17 protein-coding genes and 1 pseudogene are annotated in these 16918 nt (G+C 60.4%); 8 read left to right on the top strand and 10 right to left on the bottom strand.

From position 1 onward, the window contains the following. Nucleotides 1–35: 35 nt before the first annotated feature. Nucleotides 36–122 (top strand): annotated as a pseudogene (locus tag IG168_RS00090) (GMP synthase (glutamine-hydrolyzing)); the annotation flags it as partial. A 48-nt stretch (nucleotides 123–170) separates the two neighbouring features. Here IG168_RS00090 and IG168_RS00085 read toward each other — a convergent pair. Together IG168_RS00085 and IG168_RS00080 are read right to left on the bottom strand one after the other, a co-directional pair. Continuing rightward, entirely contained in the window at nucleotides 171–1253 is a 1083-nt protein-coding gene (locus tag IG168_RS00085; protein ID WP_193161092.1) for a hypothetical protein, read from the bottom strand. After that, entirely contained in the window at nucleotides 1246–2769 is a 1524-nt protein-coding gene (locus IG168_RS00080; RefSeq protein ID WP_193161091.1) for an adenylate/guanylate cyclase domain-containing protein, read from the bottom strand. Before IG168_RS00080 ends, IG168_RS00085 begins: the two co-directional genes overlap by 8 nt. 466 nt (nucleotides 2770–3235) lie before the next feature. On the opposite strand from IG168_RS00080, the gene IG168_RS00075 reads away from it, so the two are divergent. The 3 genes from IG168_RS00075 to IG168_RS00065 are packed head-to-tail and all read left to right on the top strand — an operon-like array spanning nucleotide 3236 to nucleotide 6414. Beyond that, complete coding sequence (locus tag IG168_RS00075; protein ID WP_193161090.1) at nucleotides 3236–3442, top strand: DUF1656 domain-containing protein; 207 nt, start codon at nucleotides 3236–3238, stop codon at nucleotides 3440–3442. A 3-nt stretch (nucleotides 3443–3445) separates the two neighbouring features. Then, a complete protein-coding gene (locus tag IG168_RS00070; protein WP_193161089.1) occupies nucleotides 3446–4306 on the top strand; it encodes an efflux RND transporter periplasmic adaptor subunit in 861 nt (286 codons plus the stop codon). A 14-nt stretch (nucleotides 4307–4320) separates the two neighbouring features. Continuing rightward, complete coding sequence (locus IG168_RS00065; protein ID WP_193161088.1) at nucleotides 4321–6414, top strand: FUSC family protein; 2094 nt, start codon at nucleotides 4321–4323, stop codon at nucleotides 6412–6414. 576 nt (nucleotides 6415–6990) lie between these two features. Here IG168_RS00065 and IG168_RS00060 read toward each other — a convergent pair. The 8 genes from IG168_RS00060 to IG168_RS00025 all read right to left on the bottom strand — a co-directional run bounded on the left by IG168_RS00060 (nucleotide 6991) and on the right by IG168_RS00025 (nucleotide 13150). Then, a complete protein-coding gene (locus IG168_RS00060) occupies nucleotides 6991–8046 on the bottom strand; it encodes an OmpA family protein (RefSeq protein ID WP_193161087.1) in 1056 nt (351 codons plus the stop codon). Between the two features lie 248 nt (nucleotides 8047–8294). Beyond that, the gene (rlmB, locus tag IG168_RS00055; RefSeq protein ID WP_193161086.1) at nucleotides 8295–9065 is read right to left on the bottom strand and encodes a 23S rRNA (guanosine(2251)-2'-O)-methyltransferase RlmB; all 771 of its coding nucleotides are present in this window, start codon (nucleotides 9063–9065) and stop codon (nucleotides 8295–8297) included. Beyond that, nucleotides 9062–9931, bottom strand: coding sequence for a Rossmann-like and DUF2520 domain-containing protein (locus tag IG168_RS00050; RefSeq protein ID WP_193161085.1), 870 nt, complete (start codon nucleotides 9929–9931; stop codon nucleotides 9062–9064). The genes rlmB and IG168_RS00050 overlap by 4 nt, the downstream gene beginning before the upstream one ends. Next, nucleotides 9931–10689: a pyridoxine 5'-phosphate synthase gene (locus tag IG168_RS00045; protein WP_193161084.1), complete on the bottom strand. Its 759-nt coding sequence runs from the start codon at nucleotides 10687–10689 to the stop codon at nucleotides 9931–9933. Before IG168_RS00045 ends, IG168_RS00050 begins: the two co-directional genes overlap by 1 nt. A gap of 2 nt (nucleotides 10690–10691) precedes the next feature. Further along, nucleotides 10692–11276 (bottom strand): peptidylprolyl isomerase, encoded by a 585-nt coding sequence (locus tag IG168_RS00040; protein ID WP_193161083.1) that lies wholly within the window; start codon nucleotides 11274–11276, stop codon nucleotides 10692–10694. A 73-nt stretch (nucleotides 11277–11349) separates the two neighbouring features. Beyond that, on the bottom strand, nucleotides 11350–12036 hold the full coding sequence (locus IG168_RS00035) for a TIGR04211 family SH3 domain-containing protein (RefSeq protein WP_226876368.1): 687 nt from the start codon (nucleotides 12034–12036) through the stop codon (nucleotides 11350–11352). A gap of 38 nt (nucleotides 12037–12074) precedes the next feature. Further along, entirely contained in the window at nucleotides 12075–12374 is a 300-nt protein-coding gene (locus tag IG168_RS00030; protein WP_193161082.1) for a YciI family protein, read from the bottom strand. A 41-nt stretch (nucleotides 12375–12415) separates the two neighbouring features. Further along, nucleotides 12416–13150 (bottom strand): VC0807 family protein, encoded by a 735-nt coding sequence (locus IG168_RS00025; RefSeq protein WP_193161081.1) that lies wholly within the window; start codon nucleotides 13148–13150, stop codon nucleotides 12416–12418. 246 nt (nucleotides 13151–13396) lie between these two features. On the opposite strand from IG168_RS00025, the gene IG168_RS00020 reads away from it, so the two are divergent. The 4 genes from IG168_RS00020 to scpB all read left to right on the top strand — a co-directional run. Next, on the top strand, nucleotides 13397–14287 hold the full coding sequence (locus tag IG168_RS00020; RefSeq protein WP_226876367.1) for a PHP domain-containing protein: 891 nt from the start codon (nucleotides 13397–13399) through the stop codon (nucleotides 14285–14287). Nucleotides 14288–14344: 57 nt separating this feature from the next. Continuing rightward, the gene (locus IG168_RS00015) at nucleotides 14345–14968 is read left to right on the top strand and encodes an L-threonylcarbamoyladenylate synthase (protein WP_193161080.1); all 624 of its coding nucleotides are present in this window, start codon (nucleotides 14345–14347) and stop codon (nucleotides 14966–14968) included. 70 nt (nucleotides 14969–15038) lie between these two features. Then, entirely contained in the window at nucleotides 15039–16091 is a 1053-nt protein-coding gene (locus IG168_RS00010) for a segregation and condensation protein A (protein WP_319024627.1), read from the top strand. A 55-nt stretch (nucleotides 16092–16146) separates the two neighbouring features. Next, a partial coding sequence (scpB, locus tag IG168_RS00005; protein WP_193161079.1) for an SMC-Scp complex subunit ScpB occupies nucleotides 16147–16918 on the top strand: 772 nt, incomplete at its 3' end.

The following is a 16918-nucleotide window of genomic DNA, read 5'->3' as shown; positions in this document are numbered from 1 at the left end:
TTATTGCGCGTGATTTTCCACAACCAAAGGTGTGAAACCGCATCATCCACGAGATCGACAATATCTCCTGCGTGGTTTACGACGTCTCCAACAAGCCACCTGCCACCATCGAGTGGGAGTAATGGCGGGAGAGTGAGTAGAGGGAAAGGGAGTAAGGGAGAGCCTAGAGCCTAAGGCTCAGCGCCGGGCGGTGTCGACAGGGCTTTCAGGTTTTCCAGTACTTTTTCGGCCCGGGCGATGTTGGTCAGCAATTCGACATTATCCGGATCCAGGTCCTTGGCTTCGCGCCAGACTTGCAGGGCTCGCTCGATTTCGGCCTTGCTGTACAGTTCATTGCCCCGCTTGATCGCGGCTTCAACCCGAGTGTTTAACTGCGCCCGAAACTGCGATTGCAGGGGCGGCAGTAACGGATCCTGTGGTGACTGTTGCCGTAGCTGGTTCAGATGTTGCCGCGCACCGAGCAGGTCGCCGGCATCCAGTGCCTGTTGCAATTCCGTGACAGCGATCTTGTGATCCCTATTCAGGGAGCCCCTGGCCGGCTGGCGTTTCGTCTGGCGAAGCTGGCGGTCGGTCACGGCCAGGTCGCGTTCGATTTTTTCGAGCTGATCCTTATCTTGCTGAGGGTCGTCGCGGTACAGGCGTTGTGCAACCTTCAAGCCACGCTGAGCCAGTGCATAATCGTCCCGCTGCATCGCCTGTTGCGCATGGTCCTGTAGCGCCTGTGCCGAATCACGGCATTTACGGTGAAAATTCTTCAGTTCCAACCAGGTCAGCACATCGGGGCCCTTGAGCTGCTGTAAGCGCTGGTAGGCCTCGGCGTCTTCCAGCAACTGCTCGCCGCGGTGGATTTCCAGTTCCATACGCACCCGTTCTTCGCGCGCCTGGCGTCGCTCTGAAAATTGTGCTCGCGCACTGTTTAATACCTGGCTGTTTGGCAGTACGTCTGTGGCGCCCTGTAAAATCTGCTCGGCGCCATGCCAGTCGTCCTGTTTTTCCAGACGGCTCGCGGTGCGGATTACGTTGCGTTCAAACTGTCGCAGACGGCTATGCAACTGTCTGATTTGTTGTTGCTGAGCCGGCGTCACAGCATTCAGTTGCTGTAGCTGAACGAGTTCGGCTGACTGCTGGCGGACCTGCTGCAGTGTATCGGGTGGAAAACCTTCCAGCGCCTGCTGCTGTGTCGGGATCAGGCTACACGCTGGCAGCAGCGGCAACAGCAAAAACCATAAAAGCGCTAACGGGCGATCACGCATGGTCGACTGCCTGGCGGATCTGTTGACGGGTCTGGGTATTCAGTATTTTCTGCAGGTTGGCCTGCAGTCGTCGTTGGTCGTTGTGATGGATATTCTGCACTGAATAGATCCCCACCGGTACTGACTTGCCGCGAATCGGCAGCGTCCGCTCGGCCTGTGCGATGATGCGCGGCTCCAGCATGGTGAACAATTGTTTTCGAATGATGATTTGATCCGGCTGGGCCTCGCTGCACAACCGGGATGCCAGGTTGACGGCATCGCCTACCACAGTGTATTCCATCCGCTCGTCGGAGCCCAAGTTGCCGGCCAGCATCGCACCGGAGTTGATGCCAATGCGAAAATGTATTTCGGGTCGACCGTCAGCGCAGCGCTGCCGGTTTAACCGCGCCGCCAGTTGCTGAATCAATACCGCACAACTGATCGCGTTGAACGCGTGGTCGGTATCGTCCTCCAGCACACCGAACACCAGCATCGCACAGTCGCCGATAAATTTGTCGACCACTCCGCCATACAAGGAGCAGGCGCGCGAAATATAAGAGAAATATTCGTTTAATAGTTCGGAAACCTGACTCGGCTGCAGCTTTTCCGACATGGCGGTAAAACCGGTGATATCGGCGAACAACACCGTTGCCTCGATCGGTCGGTCGACCAGTCGGACCTCGTCCAGATTGGCCAGTACCTTGTCGGCAACGTTTTTCGACACATAGCGGGAAAAAACCTGCTCGACCTGCGATTTTCTCAACAGCCCGGCCGCCATATTGTTGAACCCTTCGAATAGATAGCCGAGTTCGTCATTGCGCTGCTGATCGATCCGGGTCGCCAGATCGCCGCGGTCGATGGCCCGGGTCGCTTCCATCAAATGGTGGATCGGTAGCGACAGGCGCCGGCTCAGCCAATAGGCGAGTAAGGACGCCAGTACCGTCATGGCCAGGGTGGCGTAGATAATGGCGTCGCGAGCCCTGGTTGCGGCCTGGTCCATCTGTGACGCCGACAGGGTCACCACCACCGAACCGACCTGAACGCTCTGGTAGGTAGCCGGGGCGATAAAGCTGACCAACCGTTCCGGAGATCCGTCAGCAGTGTGCCGGAACCAGGGCCGGGATATGACCCCGGCCGATTCGACAGTAGGCTCGGTCAAGTCCGGCTGGATACCGGTCGCCGATAGCAATTCGCCGTCGAGTGCGTAAATACCTGCACCGAGGATTTTCTCATCCTGGCCCAGGTTGGTGGTCAGCATACGCAGGTTCAGGTTGTTCTCCGACAGAATCGGCTCACTGGCCAGTTTCGCCAGTTGCAACGCCATGGTGTTGCCGAAATCATGCAGTTGGGTACGAATCAGGCGGTTCTGGTTATCACTGATAAACAGGCCGAGGCTGGCCATCCCCAGCACCAGCAGCAGGGTCATGACCAGTGCCAGTTTGAGCGCAATCGGGACTCGGCGGGGTAACAACTGGATCAGCCGCACCTGTAGACCGTTGGCGGTGTGCCGCAAAATGCCTTTGGTCTTAGTGATCAACGGGGGTGCGCTCCTTATTAGTATTCACCCGCACTACGGCGGCGATATAAGGAGACTATACCAGTTCTTGGGCGGCTGTATGAGCAGCTCCAGTCCATGGAACTGACCGGGCGGCCGCTTCCACTTTCGGCTCAATGAACGCGCTGCGGCACCACACCTACTGTGGTAAAAGCTGGTTTTTCCCCGCCATACCAGTCGGCCCCTTCGCCGCTGAGCGCCTGTCGCGCCTCCATTCCCTTTTTCGGATGCCCGCTTATCCCGCCATTGAGTCCGAAGCTACCTGTGACCAGTCCGGACTTTTGGTTCACGCCGGGTGGGGTGGTCTTGTCCGGAACCCGAGGGCAATTGCTAGGATTAATTATCCGGGGATTGGCGATTAAGGCGGTTACCCGCGTCATGCTCCAATAGGCTTTTGTGCCCGGTGCCCGGTGCCCGGTGCCCGTTTATTGAGGAGACCCGAGAATTCATGCTGCACGAGCTGGGGTTTGGCGGAATGCTGTTCAGTCCACTGGTCGTCTTCGTGCCCATTGCCTTTGCGCTCTCTTTCGTGTCACGCCTGGTGTTACATCAATTGGACTTGCGGCGACTGATCTGGAAAGAGGCCTGGTTCGATGTCGGGCTGTTTGTCTGTTACCTGGCGGCGGTGGTCTACCTGTACGAGAGCTGGACCTGACCGATGGGGAAGCTGCTGCGCGTTGGTGTGACTCTGGCTGTGGTGGCCGTAGCCATCGTGGCCGGTATCTGGGTATGGAATTACTACCTGTATTCACCGTGGACGCGCGACGGGCGGGTGCGCGCCGATGTCATCATCATCGCCCCGGACGTGTCCGGCTGGGTGACCCAGTTGGCGGTCAGGAACCACCAGAAGGTGAATAAAGGCGATCTGCTGTTCACGATCGATGACACCCGCTTCATACCGCAAATCGCTGAAGCGGAAGCGCTGGTGGAGCAGAAAAGGGTGGCCTGGGAACTGGCAAAGCACCAGGACCGGCGCCGCCGACTGTTACCCGCGCGGCAGGTCATCAGCGAAGAGGATCTGGATATCTATCGCATCCAGGCTGAAGCGGCCAAGGCGAGTTACGACCTGGCCTTAGCCCAGCTGAATTCGGCCCGTATCGACCTGCAGCGTACCCGGGTGGTGGCCCCCGAAAGCGGCACCATCAGCAACCTGACATTGCGTGAAGGCAACTACGTCACCCGCGCCACTTCGGTACTGTCCTTAGTCAAGAAGAACTCTTTTTATGTGACCGGCTATTTCGAGGAGACCAAGCTGCAGCTGGTACATGTCGGGCAAGCCGCGCGTATCCGGCTGATGGGGGACAGCCGCACCCTGAGTGGCAAGGTAACCAGCATTGCCAAGGGCATCGCCGACATCAATACGAACGGGAACCAACAGTTGCTCCCGGAGGTGCAGCAGACCTTCAACTGGGTGAGGCTGGCACAGCGCATCCCAGTCGATATTGAACTGGAGCCGGTGCCCGAAGACGTCAATATCAGCGCCGGTATGACGGTGTCGATCTATCTGGAACACGAATAGCGGGGGCACTATCCATGTCGCTTCATCCCGTTATCGCCCAATTATTGATGCCGGAGCGGCGCGCGATCATTTTTGCCCTCAAAGGGGTAATCGCCATGGCCCTGGCACTTTATGTGGCCATGTACCTGCAACTAGAGCGTCCCTACTGGGCGCTGGTTTCTGCCGTTTTCCTGCAGATACGCCCGGAGAGCGGCTTGGTGATCGAGAAGGCCCTGTGCCAGATTCTCGGTTCGGTTGTCGGTGGAGGCATCGGTGTCCTGATAATTGCTTACCTGTCCGTATACCCGGTGCTGGCACTGGGCTGCCTGACGCTGTGGGTCGGCCTCAATTCTGCCGCCGCATCCATGGTGCACAATACCAACTATATCTATGCCTTCGCGATGGCGGGTATGACTGCGGGGCTGGTAGTTGTCCTGCTGATGGCCGACGCGAGTACGGTAGACAGCGAAGCCGTCTTTGCCATCGCCCGTGCGCGGATCAGCGAGATCTGCGTCGGCGCGGTTTGCGCCATGCTGGTCAGCCAGCTGCTGTGGTCGGTAAAGGTGAAAGACAGCCTGCGAGCGAACGCTCGCACCGCTATCAATAGAACCCTGGACTACATCTCGCTGGAGTTGGACCCGAATAGCAGTCGGGCCCAGCGCCGCCAGCTTGCTGACCCGATTCTGGAAACGCTCGTTGCCGTCAATGACGATTCCACTGCGGTGGTCTACGAAGGGCCGGAAGGGCCGGGCCGGGGACGGGCTGCGAGTCTGTTGTGCAACCGGATTCTGTCGCTACTGGCGGTGACGCCGATACTCGGCCGATTTCGCCGCGAACATGCGGACCAGGTTTCACCGGCTTTTGCCGAACTGATGGACGTCCTGCGCGCGCGGCTGCGCGGGATCACCGAGACAGGCAGCTATGAGGAAGCTTATCGCCTGGCGCAGTCTCTGCGCCGCGAACTGAAGGAACTACATGCCGGACAGGAGGGGGAGTCGCCTCTGGTATGCCGCCTGGGCCAGTCGGCGGTGGAGTTGGTGACGGACCTGGTGGTGATCCTGCGGGCCTACAACGCCCTGGAGTACCGTGATCAGACACTGCTCAATGCGCCGCGCCTGGAAACCCACCGGGACCCGTTGGTCGGCGCGGTGAACGGATTCCGCACGGCATTGGTATTTCTTATTGGCGCGTTTATCTGGGTCGAGACCGCCAGCCCCGCGGTCGTTTTGTTGATGGTCATGCCGGTAATCTTCTCGGTGATGTTCGCCCGTTTTTCACTTTTCGCACTGTCGTCACTGATGCGGCAATTGCTGATGGGCGTTGTGATGGCGATACCGGTGGCGCTTTTTTTCGGGCTGGGGTTGCTATCCCGGGGTAGCGGTGCATTTGAGATTCTCGTGCTGGTTCTGTCTGGGCCGTATTTTTTCGGGCTGCTGGTGCTCGCCAACCCGCCGACGCTGCCCTTTGGCCTGGGCTTCTGTATCACTTTCACCCTGATCACCCAGCCCAGCAATCACATGACGTTCAATGCAGGTTCTGCGGTCAGTACTGCGCTGGGGCTGTTTGTCGGTGTCAGTATTCTTTACTGGGTCTTCAAACTGATTTCGCCGCCCGACAGTCAGTTGCTGCAGCGGCGCCTGATTCGCGCGACTGCCCGGGACCTGAATGCACTGCACGAGCATGCCCAGCCGGAGAACTGGTTTAATGGCCGAATGGGGGAGCGGCTCTTGCGGCTGGCTAATTACGATCAAAACACGGGTTCCAGTGACCGCTATATGACCGATCTGGGTTTCACCGGTCTCAACCTGGGGCATATGTCTATCCGGCTCCGCCGCCTGATCCAGGACCATCGTTCCCCGACGGTCGACAGGTGCCTCGTGAAATGGCAGCGGGCGCTGTCTGAGTCTTACCTGAAATGTGCCCGCGGCGAAGTCGATCCCCGTTTCCGGGCGGTTAGCGCAGAACTTCTGGCGGCCATCCAGAGCGCCGGCGAGCTTACCCAGCAGACGGCGATTGTCGAGGGATTGTTAGAGCGTCTGGCCCTGACATTTGAGCGGACCGCGCGAGAAGTCGCCACGGCATTATCGAAAGGGAAAGTCAGTCGGTTAGCCGAGGAAAAACCCGAGTAACCTGTTCGGGATACAGACTAGGAAATTGGCCTGGCAAATCGACAGAGTCGCTGCCTGTATCGACGCTGCATTCACTTTCACCAGATTGCTCAATTGTCGTCCGCCACCCTGTTGCGGGCGTCCCGGAAAAATGATTTCCACAGAAAAATCAAGCGGAACTTGAGGGTTCAGTTAGCTTCTTTTGTTGTCAAGACCGTTTTCCTTCATTCCATAACTTATTGATTTTTAACAAGTTATAGTCTTGGTTAAAATTTCTTCACAAAAGGATGACAACGGAGTTACGGGCTCTGGCGGGATTTTTTCGGGTACTGTGCACAGAGTTATCCACAGAATCTGTGGAAGGCTGTAGATCATCGGTCTTACTTTGTCCAATCGATTGGCGCTTGCTTATACATCCGGTCGCAGAGTCAGTTGTGGCAGTGAAAAACTCCCGCGATCGAGCGCTTCACAACCGAGTCGGCGCCAGGATTGGAGTCGGGTTGCCTGGCTCGAACGGAAGCATGAAAGGGGGGCGTGAATCGCTTCGGTCCCTCCACGGCAGCGGCAAACCGAACCGGGAGGGACGGGCGTGATGGGCTACCGGAAGCGTAACTCCACGCGGCGGTTCTGCGCGCGGCCGCTCTCGGTGGCGTTGGATGCGACGGGCTGTTGCTCGCCGTAGCCGTGGGCGGTGATGCGCGAACCGCTGATTCCCTGGGAGACCAGATAGGATCTGACCGAGTTGGCCCGTTCGCGGGACAGCTTCAGGTTGTAGTTGTCGTTGCCGAGACTGTCGGTGTGGCCGGCGATTTCAACTTGGCTGCCGGGCTGGTTGCGCAGGGCGCTGACAACGCGCTGCAGGGAGTTCCGGGCGGCGGGGGTGAGCGTGTCGGAGTTGAATTCAAAGTGAATATTTTCGAGGGTAATGGTCTGGTTGGCGATAACGCAGCCTTCGCTATCGACCTGCGCGCCGGGCAGGGTGTCCGGGCAGCGATCGTCGCGGTCGAAGACGCCGTCACCATCGGAATCCTGCAGGTTGACGTTGACCGGCCCGCGCTCTTCGGGGGGGGGCGCCATGGCGACTACCGGAGGTGGCGGGCAGCGCAGCGGAATGCTGATGCCGAATCCGAACTGCCAGTCGTTCATGTCATCCATGAAGTAGTCGCGGAAGTAGCGGACTTCCGCGCGCAGGCGGATGCCGCGGCGCGAAATTTCCTGCGTGGTGATCCCCGCGGCGACATTGATAAACGCGCTGGTCGTATCTTCCGAGTCCGGTACTACGTCGTCGTAGACGCCGCCAAAACCGGCGAGCAGGTAGGGTGTGTAACCGTCCCGGTCGCCGAAGTTATACACGAAGTCGAGGCCGACGCCGGACATGTAATAGTCGGTCTGGTCTTCGAGCAACAGGGTATCGTCGAAGTCATCCGTTTCCAGAATGGCGCCGAACACCTGGACCTCGGAATACCAGGGGCCTTTCCAGCCCCAGCCGTAGGCGGCGCGCAGGCCGCCGGCCTGCCTTTCGGTGCCGCGGTCTTTGTCGACCCGGGTGATGTAGGGCGTGAGGTCAAGGTAATTGTCTTCCGGACCCGACGCGAAAACCGGCGCCGTGACCGCGAGCCCCGCTGACAAAATCAGTGCGTAAAACAGGCGCATACGAAACTTCCTTTTATCGGTGTTATTGGTTTTGGAACCGCGCTAGATGGCGGAAAGAATTCCCAACATCCCTGTTGAGACGGGCCGCTTTTTCTTTTTTGGCCCCCTGAGATATGTAGTCGAAAAAGCGCAATTGTCCACTTGTTTGGCGCGGCAAACTTTGAATTGGTGGAGCTTTGGGCCAGGCGGAGGGAGTGGGGCGGTTCCGTGGAATTATTTGGAGCCGGCCCCGGACGCTGAGTTGGCCTTTAGCGCTGACGGCGAAAGCTGATCAGGGCGGCGGTGACGGCGACGTTCAGGCTTTCTACGTTGTTGTGCATCGGGATGCGCACATGGTGACTGCACTGGCGGGAAACCGCATCGCTGACACCGTGGGTCTCATTGCCGAGCACGAATATGGTGGGTTCATCGCTGTCGATACTCGCCAGCGTGTCCCGGGCGTGGGAGGACAAACCGCAGATGCGAACGCCACGCTGTTTGAACGCCTCCAGCGTCGGCGCCAGTTGATCGCAGCGCAATAGTCGCATTTTGAACAGGGTGCCGGTGCTCGCCTTGATCACCAGTGGATCTATCTGGGCACAGCCTTTCTGCGGCAGGATGATGCCATCAATACCGCCGGCGCAGGCGGAGCGGATGATCATGCCCAGGTTCTGCGGATTGGTGATGCCGTCGAGAGCCAGCAGTTCATACGGGCGGTTTTCCGCCGTGCGCAGAAATTCGCTGGCGCTGCCATAGTGGGGCAGGGCCAGGTCGAGCGCGACGCCCTGATCCTGGCGCGCGTTTTTTGAAATACGCGACAGTCCCTTGCGATCCCAGTAGGCAATTTCGATCTGGCGTTCGCTGGCCAGTTGTTCCATGCGGGCGATCAGTTGATCGCGGCGATTGCTGTCGGCGAGGTGGAGCTTATGCACCGGCAGGGTCAGGTCTTCCAGTGCTTCGAGCACCGGCTTGCGGCCGTAGATGGTCAGCAGGCTGTCGTAAAAGGCGCGTTTTTTCAGGTATTCGGGCGAGTCGTTCACTGCGGTGGCTCTTGCAACAATTCCGTGAGGGCGTCGGCACCATCCGGTGACAGGGTGCCGCGCCGGGCCAACTCTACACAGGCCCGGCCCAGTTGGCGATAGCATTCCGCCAGTTGTGGGTCCGTCTGCTGCAGCGCCTCCAGCTGCGCAGCAACGGTTGTGGCGTCGCCGCGGGCGATGGGGCCGGTCAGGGATTTTTCCGGACCCAGTTGCATATTGTTCCGCGCCGTCTGCATAACGATGGGAGACAGCAGCTCGAGCGCCTGCTCGCGCTCGATGCCCGCTGCGGCAAATGTGCGCAGGCTCAGGTCCATCAGTGCGCTCAGGTAATTGCACGCGAATACGGAGCCGGCGTGGTAGAGGGATTTATTTTCCGGGGCGATGGCCAGCAGCTTGCACTGCAGCGCGGCAAAGGCGCTCCCCAGCAGTGATGTGGCCGCGGCATCGCCCTCCAGGGCGACGCTGGTGCCGGCCAGATTCCGCACGGATTGTGCGGGATCGGCAAAACTGTGCACCGGGTGGGCGCTGGCAATGGCCGCCGGCCTGCAGGGCGCGAGTACTTTCGAGCTGAGTGCGCCGCTGCAGTGAAAAACCACGGTGTCGTTTTTGTCCGCCAGCCGGGGCGCCAGTGCGGCGGCGACTTCTTCGATGTGTCCGTCGCCGGTGGCTATCAGCCAGCAGTCCGCATCGTCCATGGATTCAAGTGATGCGGCGCCGTGGCCGGCGCCGATAAACGCGACCGCCGCACGGGTACTGTCCGCCGTGCGGTTGCACACTGTCTGTACCCGAAAAGTGCCCTGTTGGTGCCACAGGCGGCCGAGGGTCTTGCCGAGCCGCCCGGCACCGATGATGTTCAGTGAGCGCATCAGTTGCCGGACAGGCAGTTCAGGTAGGCGGTGACCGCGTTGTCGAGCCCCATGTTCAGTGCGTCCACGGTCAGCGCATGGCCAATGGAAACCTCGAGCAGCCCGGGCAGGGTGCGGTAGCGCGGCAGGTTGATCAGGTTCAGGTCGTGGCCGGCGTTGACGCCCAGCCCCAGCTGGCGCGCGTGTTCGGCTGCGGCGCAGTGAGCGGCAAATATGGATTCCATATCCGCGCTCTGTGTGGCGACGGCTTCGGCATAGGGCCCTGTGTATAGCTCGATACGGTCGGCGCCCACTTCCCGCGCCAGCGAGATCTGTTCCAGGTTCGGATCCATAAACAGACTGACGCGGATATTGGCGTCTTTGAGTCTGGCGATCATCGGTTCGAGGCGCGCGCCATCGCGCTTCAGGTCAAAGCCGTGATCGGACGTCAGCTGATCATTGCTGTCCGGTACCAGGGTGCACTGGTCCGGCTGCGTTTCCAGTACCAGAGACATCAGGCCCGGGTAGTCACCCATTGGCTCGGCGAAGGGATTCCCCTCGACATTGAATTCGATACCGTCGCGACCTTTGCACAGCGCCGCCAGATCGCGCACATCGCCGGGGCGGATATGGCGCTGGTCGGGACGCGGGTGGACGGTCAGGCCCTGTGCGCCGGCATCGAGACAGGTGCGGCCGTGGGCGACCACATCGGGAAAGTTACCCTCGCGGGAATTGCGGATCAGGGCAATCTTGTTGAGGTTGACGCTGAGTGCTATCACGCTTAGTTCCCCCCGTTCGCCGCGGCGTCATCGATACGACGGGCGTTCAGAATACGTACCGGGACGTTGGGCGCGTCGGGAAAGGCGCGATAGAGACCGCGGGGCTCTTCGGTAATCTTGTCGACGACATCCATGCCCTCGGTGACCTTGCCGAAGACGGTGTAACCGGGCTTGTCCTTTTCGCCATCGAGGCGCGTGTTGTCCACTAGGTTGATGAAGAACTGTGAGGAGGCGCTGTCCGGATCGTTCTTGCGCGCCATGGCAAGGGTGCCACGTACGTTGTGGAGGCCGTTGTCGGACTCGTTGGCCACCGGCTCGCCGGTTTTTTTCAGCTGGAAATCGAAGGTATAGCCGCCGGTCTGCGCCATGAAACCGGGAATTACACGGTGGAAAATCACGCCGTTGTAGAAGCCGCTGTCCACATAGGCGAGGAAATTTTTCACGGTGGCCGGGGCTTTGTCCGGGTACAGTTCCACTTGCAAGGTGCCGAGATCGGTCTTGAGTTCCACGTGGGGGTTATTGGCCAGCGCGGGCAGGGCCAGCAGCCCGGACAGTCCCAGTAAAACTGTGGCGAGAAATTTACGCATCGTCCTTGTCTCTTTATGGTTTATGGCCTGGGGCGAACGACGTCACCCCAGGCGGTGCCTGGCGCCAGTGGGATCAGTTGGCCCACTCGGAGCGGCGACGGCGCGGGCGCAGGTGCGGCGCGATCATGGCCAGAATAGCACCCAGGGCTACGGACAGGGCGCCGTACATATACCACTTCTGGGTTTCACTACCGGACAGGCGCTGGATTTCCGCTTCGGCCATCATTTGCTTCTGCTTCAGCAGTTCGTGTTGGTGCAACAGCTTCTGGTGGCGGGTGTTCAGGGCTACGGTGTCGGCCGACAGGGCCTTCAGCTCTTTGAGATCTTTCTCCAGCTGCGTGGCTTTTTCCTTCTCGGAAGTCAGCTCGCTTTGCAGGTTGCGGTTTTTTGCTTCCAGATCCCGCACGGCACCGCCGAGATTGCCTTCCATTTGTTCGAAATGGGCCAGGTCGGCCTGGGCCTTTTTCAGTTTGATCTCCGCTACCGGCTCGGAAACGAGATACTGGCGACGCACCCAGCCTTCCTGTCCACCGTCAGTGCGCACGCGCGACCAGCCCTCATCTGGGGCATCTTCGAGAAGAGTCAGCTTGGTGCCGCTGGGCAGACCACTGTTCAGGATACGGAACTCGTTGCCCTTGCCGGAGCGCATGGGAACATGCAGTTCGTCGGTAATGTAGCGGGTACCGCTACTCTGGGAAATCGCGGGAATGCTGATGGCGAGCAGCGCGGCTGCGGTCATACCGGTCAGTTGTTTCATCATTCTGATACAGCTTTTCTTATCGATTGAATAATTAGAATTTAAGGAAGCGTGAGTTTGAACGGCTTCACAGTTACGGACGCGTAAACGCCAGCAGCCACGTAGGGATCGGCGTCCGCCCAAGCTTTGGCCTCATTCAGCGAAGAAAATTCCGCAACAACCAGGCTGCCGCTGAATCCGGCTTCGCCCGGGTCTTCACTGTCGACGGCGGGGTGGGGGCCGGCGATCAGCAGGCGGCCCTCGTCTTTCAGCCGGTTCAAGCGCACCAGGTGGTCCGGGCGCGCCTGTTTGCGCAGGGCGAGGCTGTCTTTGACATCTTCACTGATGATTGCGTACCACATGGTCTTTTCAAGCTCTTATAGGGTTTGATGGTTCTGTACGGTTACTGCTGGACGACGATTTCTTCCAGTTTCAGACCGGTGAGTTTTCCGATACGGCGGAACAGGAAAAACAGCACCAGCATCAGGATGATCGTGGCGGGCAGTGCAATTACCGGGAAGCTCAGGGCGGTCATCTTGCCCAGCTCCTCATTGAAGGCCTCGGTACCGGGAGGGCTTTTCAGCAACAGCTTGGCCAGCAGGTAATTGAGCCCGGACGATAGGAAAAAGGAACCGGCGATCATCCAGGATGCCTGTGTCAGGGTGCGTTCGAAGGCACTTTCATTGCCGTTTCCGCCCAGCGCGCGGGCAATCTTGGTCGTGTCCAGGATGCGATCGTTATAGAGCAGGGTGCGCACCAGCGGCCACCGGGTGTACAGCGACACCACTGTGGCGATACCCAGCAGACCGGGAATGCCGGCTTCCTTGATGGCGATATATTCGGCGTCCAGCTCCAGCAGGCTGATACCGCCGGTCAGCAGGATACTGACAATACCCAGCGCAGAGAAGAAATTGACCTTGCCGGAGCGGGCCAGATCGCGCACGCCGTAGAGCAGTGGAAACGCCAGCGCGACGACAATGGCCCATTTGGTGCCGAGCCAGTCGTCACCGGACAGCTTGGTCAGGATCAGGGTCGGGATGACGATATTGAGCGCAAGGTTGGCCAGCAGGCTCTCGCGCTTCTGCGGCGTAGCGGTCTGCTGTTCGGTTGCCGGCGTAGTGGGGTTGGTTTCGGTCATGCTCTTTTCCGGTGATAATGCCCGCGGGTCGCTACTGGAGATGGTCGACACATGTGCGCCATCTCTATAAATAAGGTAGCTTCCCGGCTGACGGTACCGCGGTCAGCGGCAAGTTGGTTACTTCCGAGTTCTCCGGAGAGAACCCCTGGTCGGAGCCTTATCCCTGAATCCGTCGGCGCAGCTCTGACAGCTGCGCCGCAATAATGTTCACAAACGGGCAGACTGCCCGGTCGAGAGAGCCTTCCATTGATTGCCCTGTTCCCATCAACAGCCTTTGCCGGTTCGGTGGACCTGCACTGTCACAGCACAGCCTCGGACGGTATTTTAAGTCCTGCAGAGCTGGTGTCGAGGGCGAAAACCCACGGCGTGACTCTGCTGGCACTGACCGACCACGATACGGTGGCCGGTGTGGCCGAGGCCCGAGCGGCGGGAAAGCAGCTGGGGGTAGCCATTATACCCGGTATCGAGCTCAGTGCCCGCTGGGGACAGCGCGGAGTGCATATTGTCGGGCTGAATGTTGACCCGTCGTCCACCGCGATTCACCACGCCGTTGACCGCCGCAATGAACTGCGCGTTGAGCGCGCGGTGCGAATTGCAGAGCGCCTGGAAAAACGCGGGTTCAGTGGGGCGCTGGTGGGAGCCCGCAGCCTGGCCGGTGACAGCGTCCTGGGGCGCCCGCACTTCGCCCGCTGGCTGGTGGAGCAGGGGCACGTCGAAGACGCTGCGCGCGCGTTCAAACGATATCTGGGTGCGGGGAAGGTCGGTGACGTGAAGGTCGACTGGCCATCACTGGCGGATACCATCGCCGACATTCACGCCGCCGGTGGTCAGGCTGTCCTGGCCCACCCGCTCAAATACGGACTCACGCGGACCCGTCTGCGCAGTCTGCTGCAGGAGTTCCACTCAGCCGGAGGTGACGCCGTGGAGCTGCTGTGCGGCCGCCAGAATCCGGTGCAGACCCGCGAGCTGCGCCAGCTGGTCGACGGTCTGACTGTTGCGCCAGGCGCGCTTGGGCCGCGTTATTCCCTCGGTAGCGACTTCCACCAGCCGGACCAACCCTGGCGCGAGCTCGGCTCTGTGCATCTGCCCGCGGACGTCGAGCCGGTGTGGAAACTGTGGCAAACTAGCCCCAATTGACGCGGGCCTGCGAGCCGCGGGAGTACTCAACAGAATCAGGGCTAGGGGGTAGTTGCAGTGGCGCAGTTTTTCCAGATCCATCCGGAAAATCCTCAGGGGCGACTGATCGCCCAGGCGGCAGACATTCTCGCCGCCGGTGGCGTGATCGTGTTTCCCACCGATTCGGCCTACGCCGTTGGCTGCAGGCTGGGTGAAAAGCTGGCCGTGGAGCGAATTCGCGCACTGCGACAGCTGGATAAACAGCACAACTTCACCTTGATGTGCCGCGACCTGTCCGAGCTGGCCAGTTACGCCAAGGTGGACAACCAGATGTTCCGGCTGCTCAAGAACCACACCCCGGGTCCCTACACCTTTATCATGCCCGCCACCGCAGAAGTGCCGCGGCGCCTGATGCACCCCAAGCGCAAGACTATCGGCCTGCGGGTACCGGACAACGCCATTGTGCAGGCGCTGATCGAGGCGCTGGGCGAACCGCTGATGAGCTGCAGCCTGATCATGCCCGGTGACGATCAGCCGCTGACCGACCCCTACGATATTCGCGACACCCTTGAACACCAGGTGGAACTGGTGATTGACGGCGGCTTCTGCGGCCTCGAGGCCACCACCGTGCTGGATCTGACCGGGGATGAGCCGGAACTGATCCGCCAGGGATGCGGCCCTGTAGACGAAATAATGGGCTAACAGAGCGGTACACCTATGTATAATCGCGCGTTTGCCCATTCGGGGTTGCTGAAGAAGAGGGTCGGGCAAGGTGTCCACTGAAGAGTTGTTAGCCGAGGCGGAAGAGCAGGTGCTCGCCGAAGTCGCCGCTGCCGTAGACGGGCAGGCGGAGGATGGCGGTGAAGCCACTGCGGCGGAATCCGCCGATGCCGGGCCGCGCCAGGGCGAGATGCCCTTCGCCATGGTGCAGGGCGAGGCTTACACTCAGTTGCCAGCCGACCTGTACATCCCGCCGGACGCACTGGAGGTGATCCTGGAGGCCTTTGAGGGCCCGCTGGACCTGCTCCTGTACCTGATCCGCCGACAGAACCTGGATATCCTCGAGATCAATGTCGCCGACATCACCCGTCAATACATGACCTACGTGGAAATGATGACGGCGATGCGCTTCGAGCTGGCGGCGGAATACCTGGTCATGGCCGCGATGCTGGCCGAGATCAAGTCGCGCATGCTGCTGCCGCGTCCACCGGAAGCGGAAGAGGAAGAGGGCGAGGACCCGCGCGCCGCGCTGATCCGACGCCTGCAGGAGTACGAGCGCTTCAAGACCGCCGCCGAGGATATCGACGAGATGCCCCGCGTGGGGCGCGATATTCACCAGGCCAGCGCCCAGGGCCCGGACCGCAGCGTCACCCGCCCGGATCCGGATGTGGATCTCAAGGAGGTATTGGTCGCACTGGCCGATGTGCTGCGCCGCGCCGACATGTTCGAGAGCCACCAGGTGGAGCGCGAAAAGCTGTCCACCCGGGAGCGAATGACCCAGGTGCTGGACAAAATACGCCACCGCCAGTTCGTACCCTTCGTGAGCCTGTTCCGGGTGGAAGAGGGACGCCTCGGCGTCGTGGTTACCTTCCTCGCCGTGATGGAACTGGTGAAGGAGTCCCTGGTGGAGCTGGTGCAGAACGAGTCCTTCGGGCCCATTCACGTGCGCGCCGCGGGCCAGGAAGAGCCCGAGTCTTCCACAGAGTGGGAAGACAGTGAAGGGGAAATGGACGCCGCCGCGGAAGCGGGCACGGTACCTGTCCCCGACGGTGAAATCGCGGAAGAGACCGTATCCGGCAGTCCCGCGATTGCCGATATAGAGTAGTCAGACCTCTGGCCGCCACTGAGCGCCCTGAGGGTATTTGGATTAGAGTAAAAAGATGACCATTGCTCCGGAATTATTGCGCCGCATCGTCGAGGGCGCGCTGCTGGCCGCGGGTCAGCCGCTGACCGAAGACCGGCTGCTGTCGCTGATCGATGAGGGCGAGCGCCCGGAAAAGGCCGAGCTCAGGACGGCGCTGGATGAAATCGCCACGAGCTGCGCCGAGCGCGGCTTCGAACTGAAGCAGGTGGCCAGCGGCTGGCGCTTCCAGGTCCCCGAGGACCTGGCACCTTGGGTCAATCGCCTGTGGGAAGAGAAGCCGCAGAAGTACTCGCGCGCCATTCTCGAGACCCTGGCGATCATCGCCTACCGCCAGCCGATCACCCGCGGTGACATCGAGGAGATTCGCGGCGTTGCGGTAAGTTCGCACATCGTGCGGACCCTGTCGGAGCGCGGCTGGATCAAGGTCGTGGGTCAGCGCGATGTTCCCGGCAAGCCCTCCCTGTATGCGACGACCCGGGAATTCCTCGATTACTTCAATCTGCGCACCCTGGACGACTTGCCGACCCTGGCGGAAATCCGCGATATCGAGAGCCTGAACCAGGCGCTGGATCTGGGGCAGCTGGCCGCCGCCGAAGGTGAGGGCGGTACCGAAGAAGCGACGGCCGGGCCCGAAGGCGAAGAAGCGACAGATGGCGATGAATCGCTGGACGCAACTGCGTCCGGTGAGGACACTGCTGCCGAAGCCGAAGCCGAAGCCGAAGCCGAAGCCGAAGCCGAAGCCGAAGCCGAAGCCGAAGCCGAAGCCGAAGCCGAAGCCGAAGCCGAAG

It is taken from the genome of Microbulbifer hainanensis (assembly GCF_014904735.1).
Classification (GTDB): Bacteria; Pseudomonadota; Gammaproteobacteria; order Pseudomonadales; family Cellvibrionaceae; genus Microbulbifer; species Microbulbifer hainanensis.
This window is presented reverse-complemented; position numbering and strand designations above follow the sequence as displayed.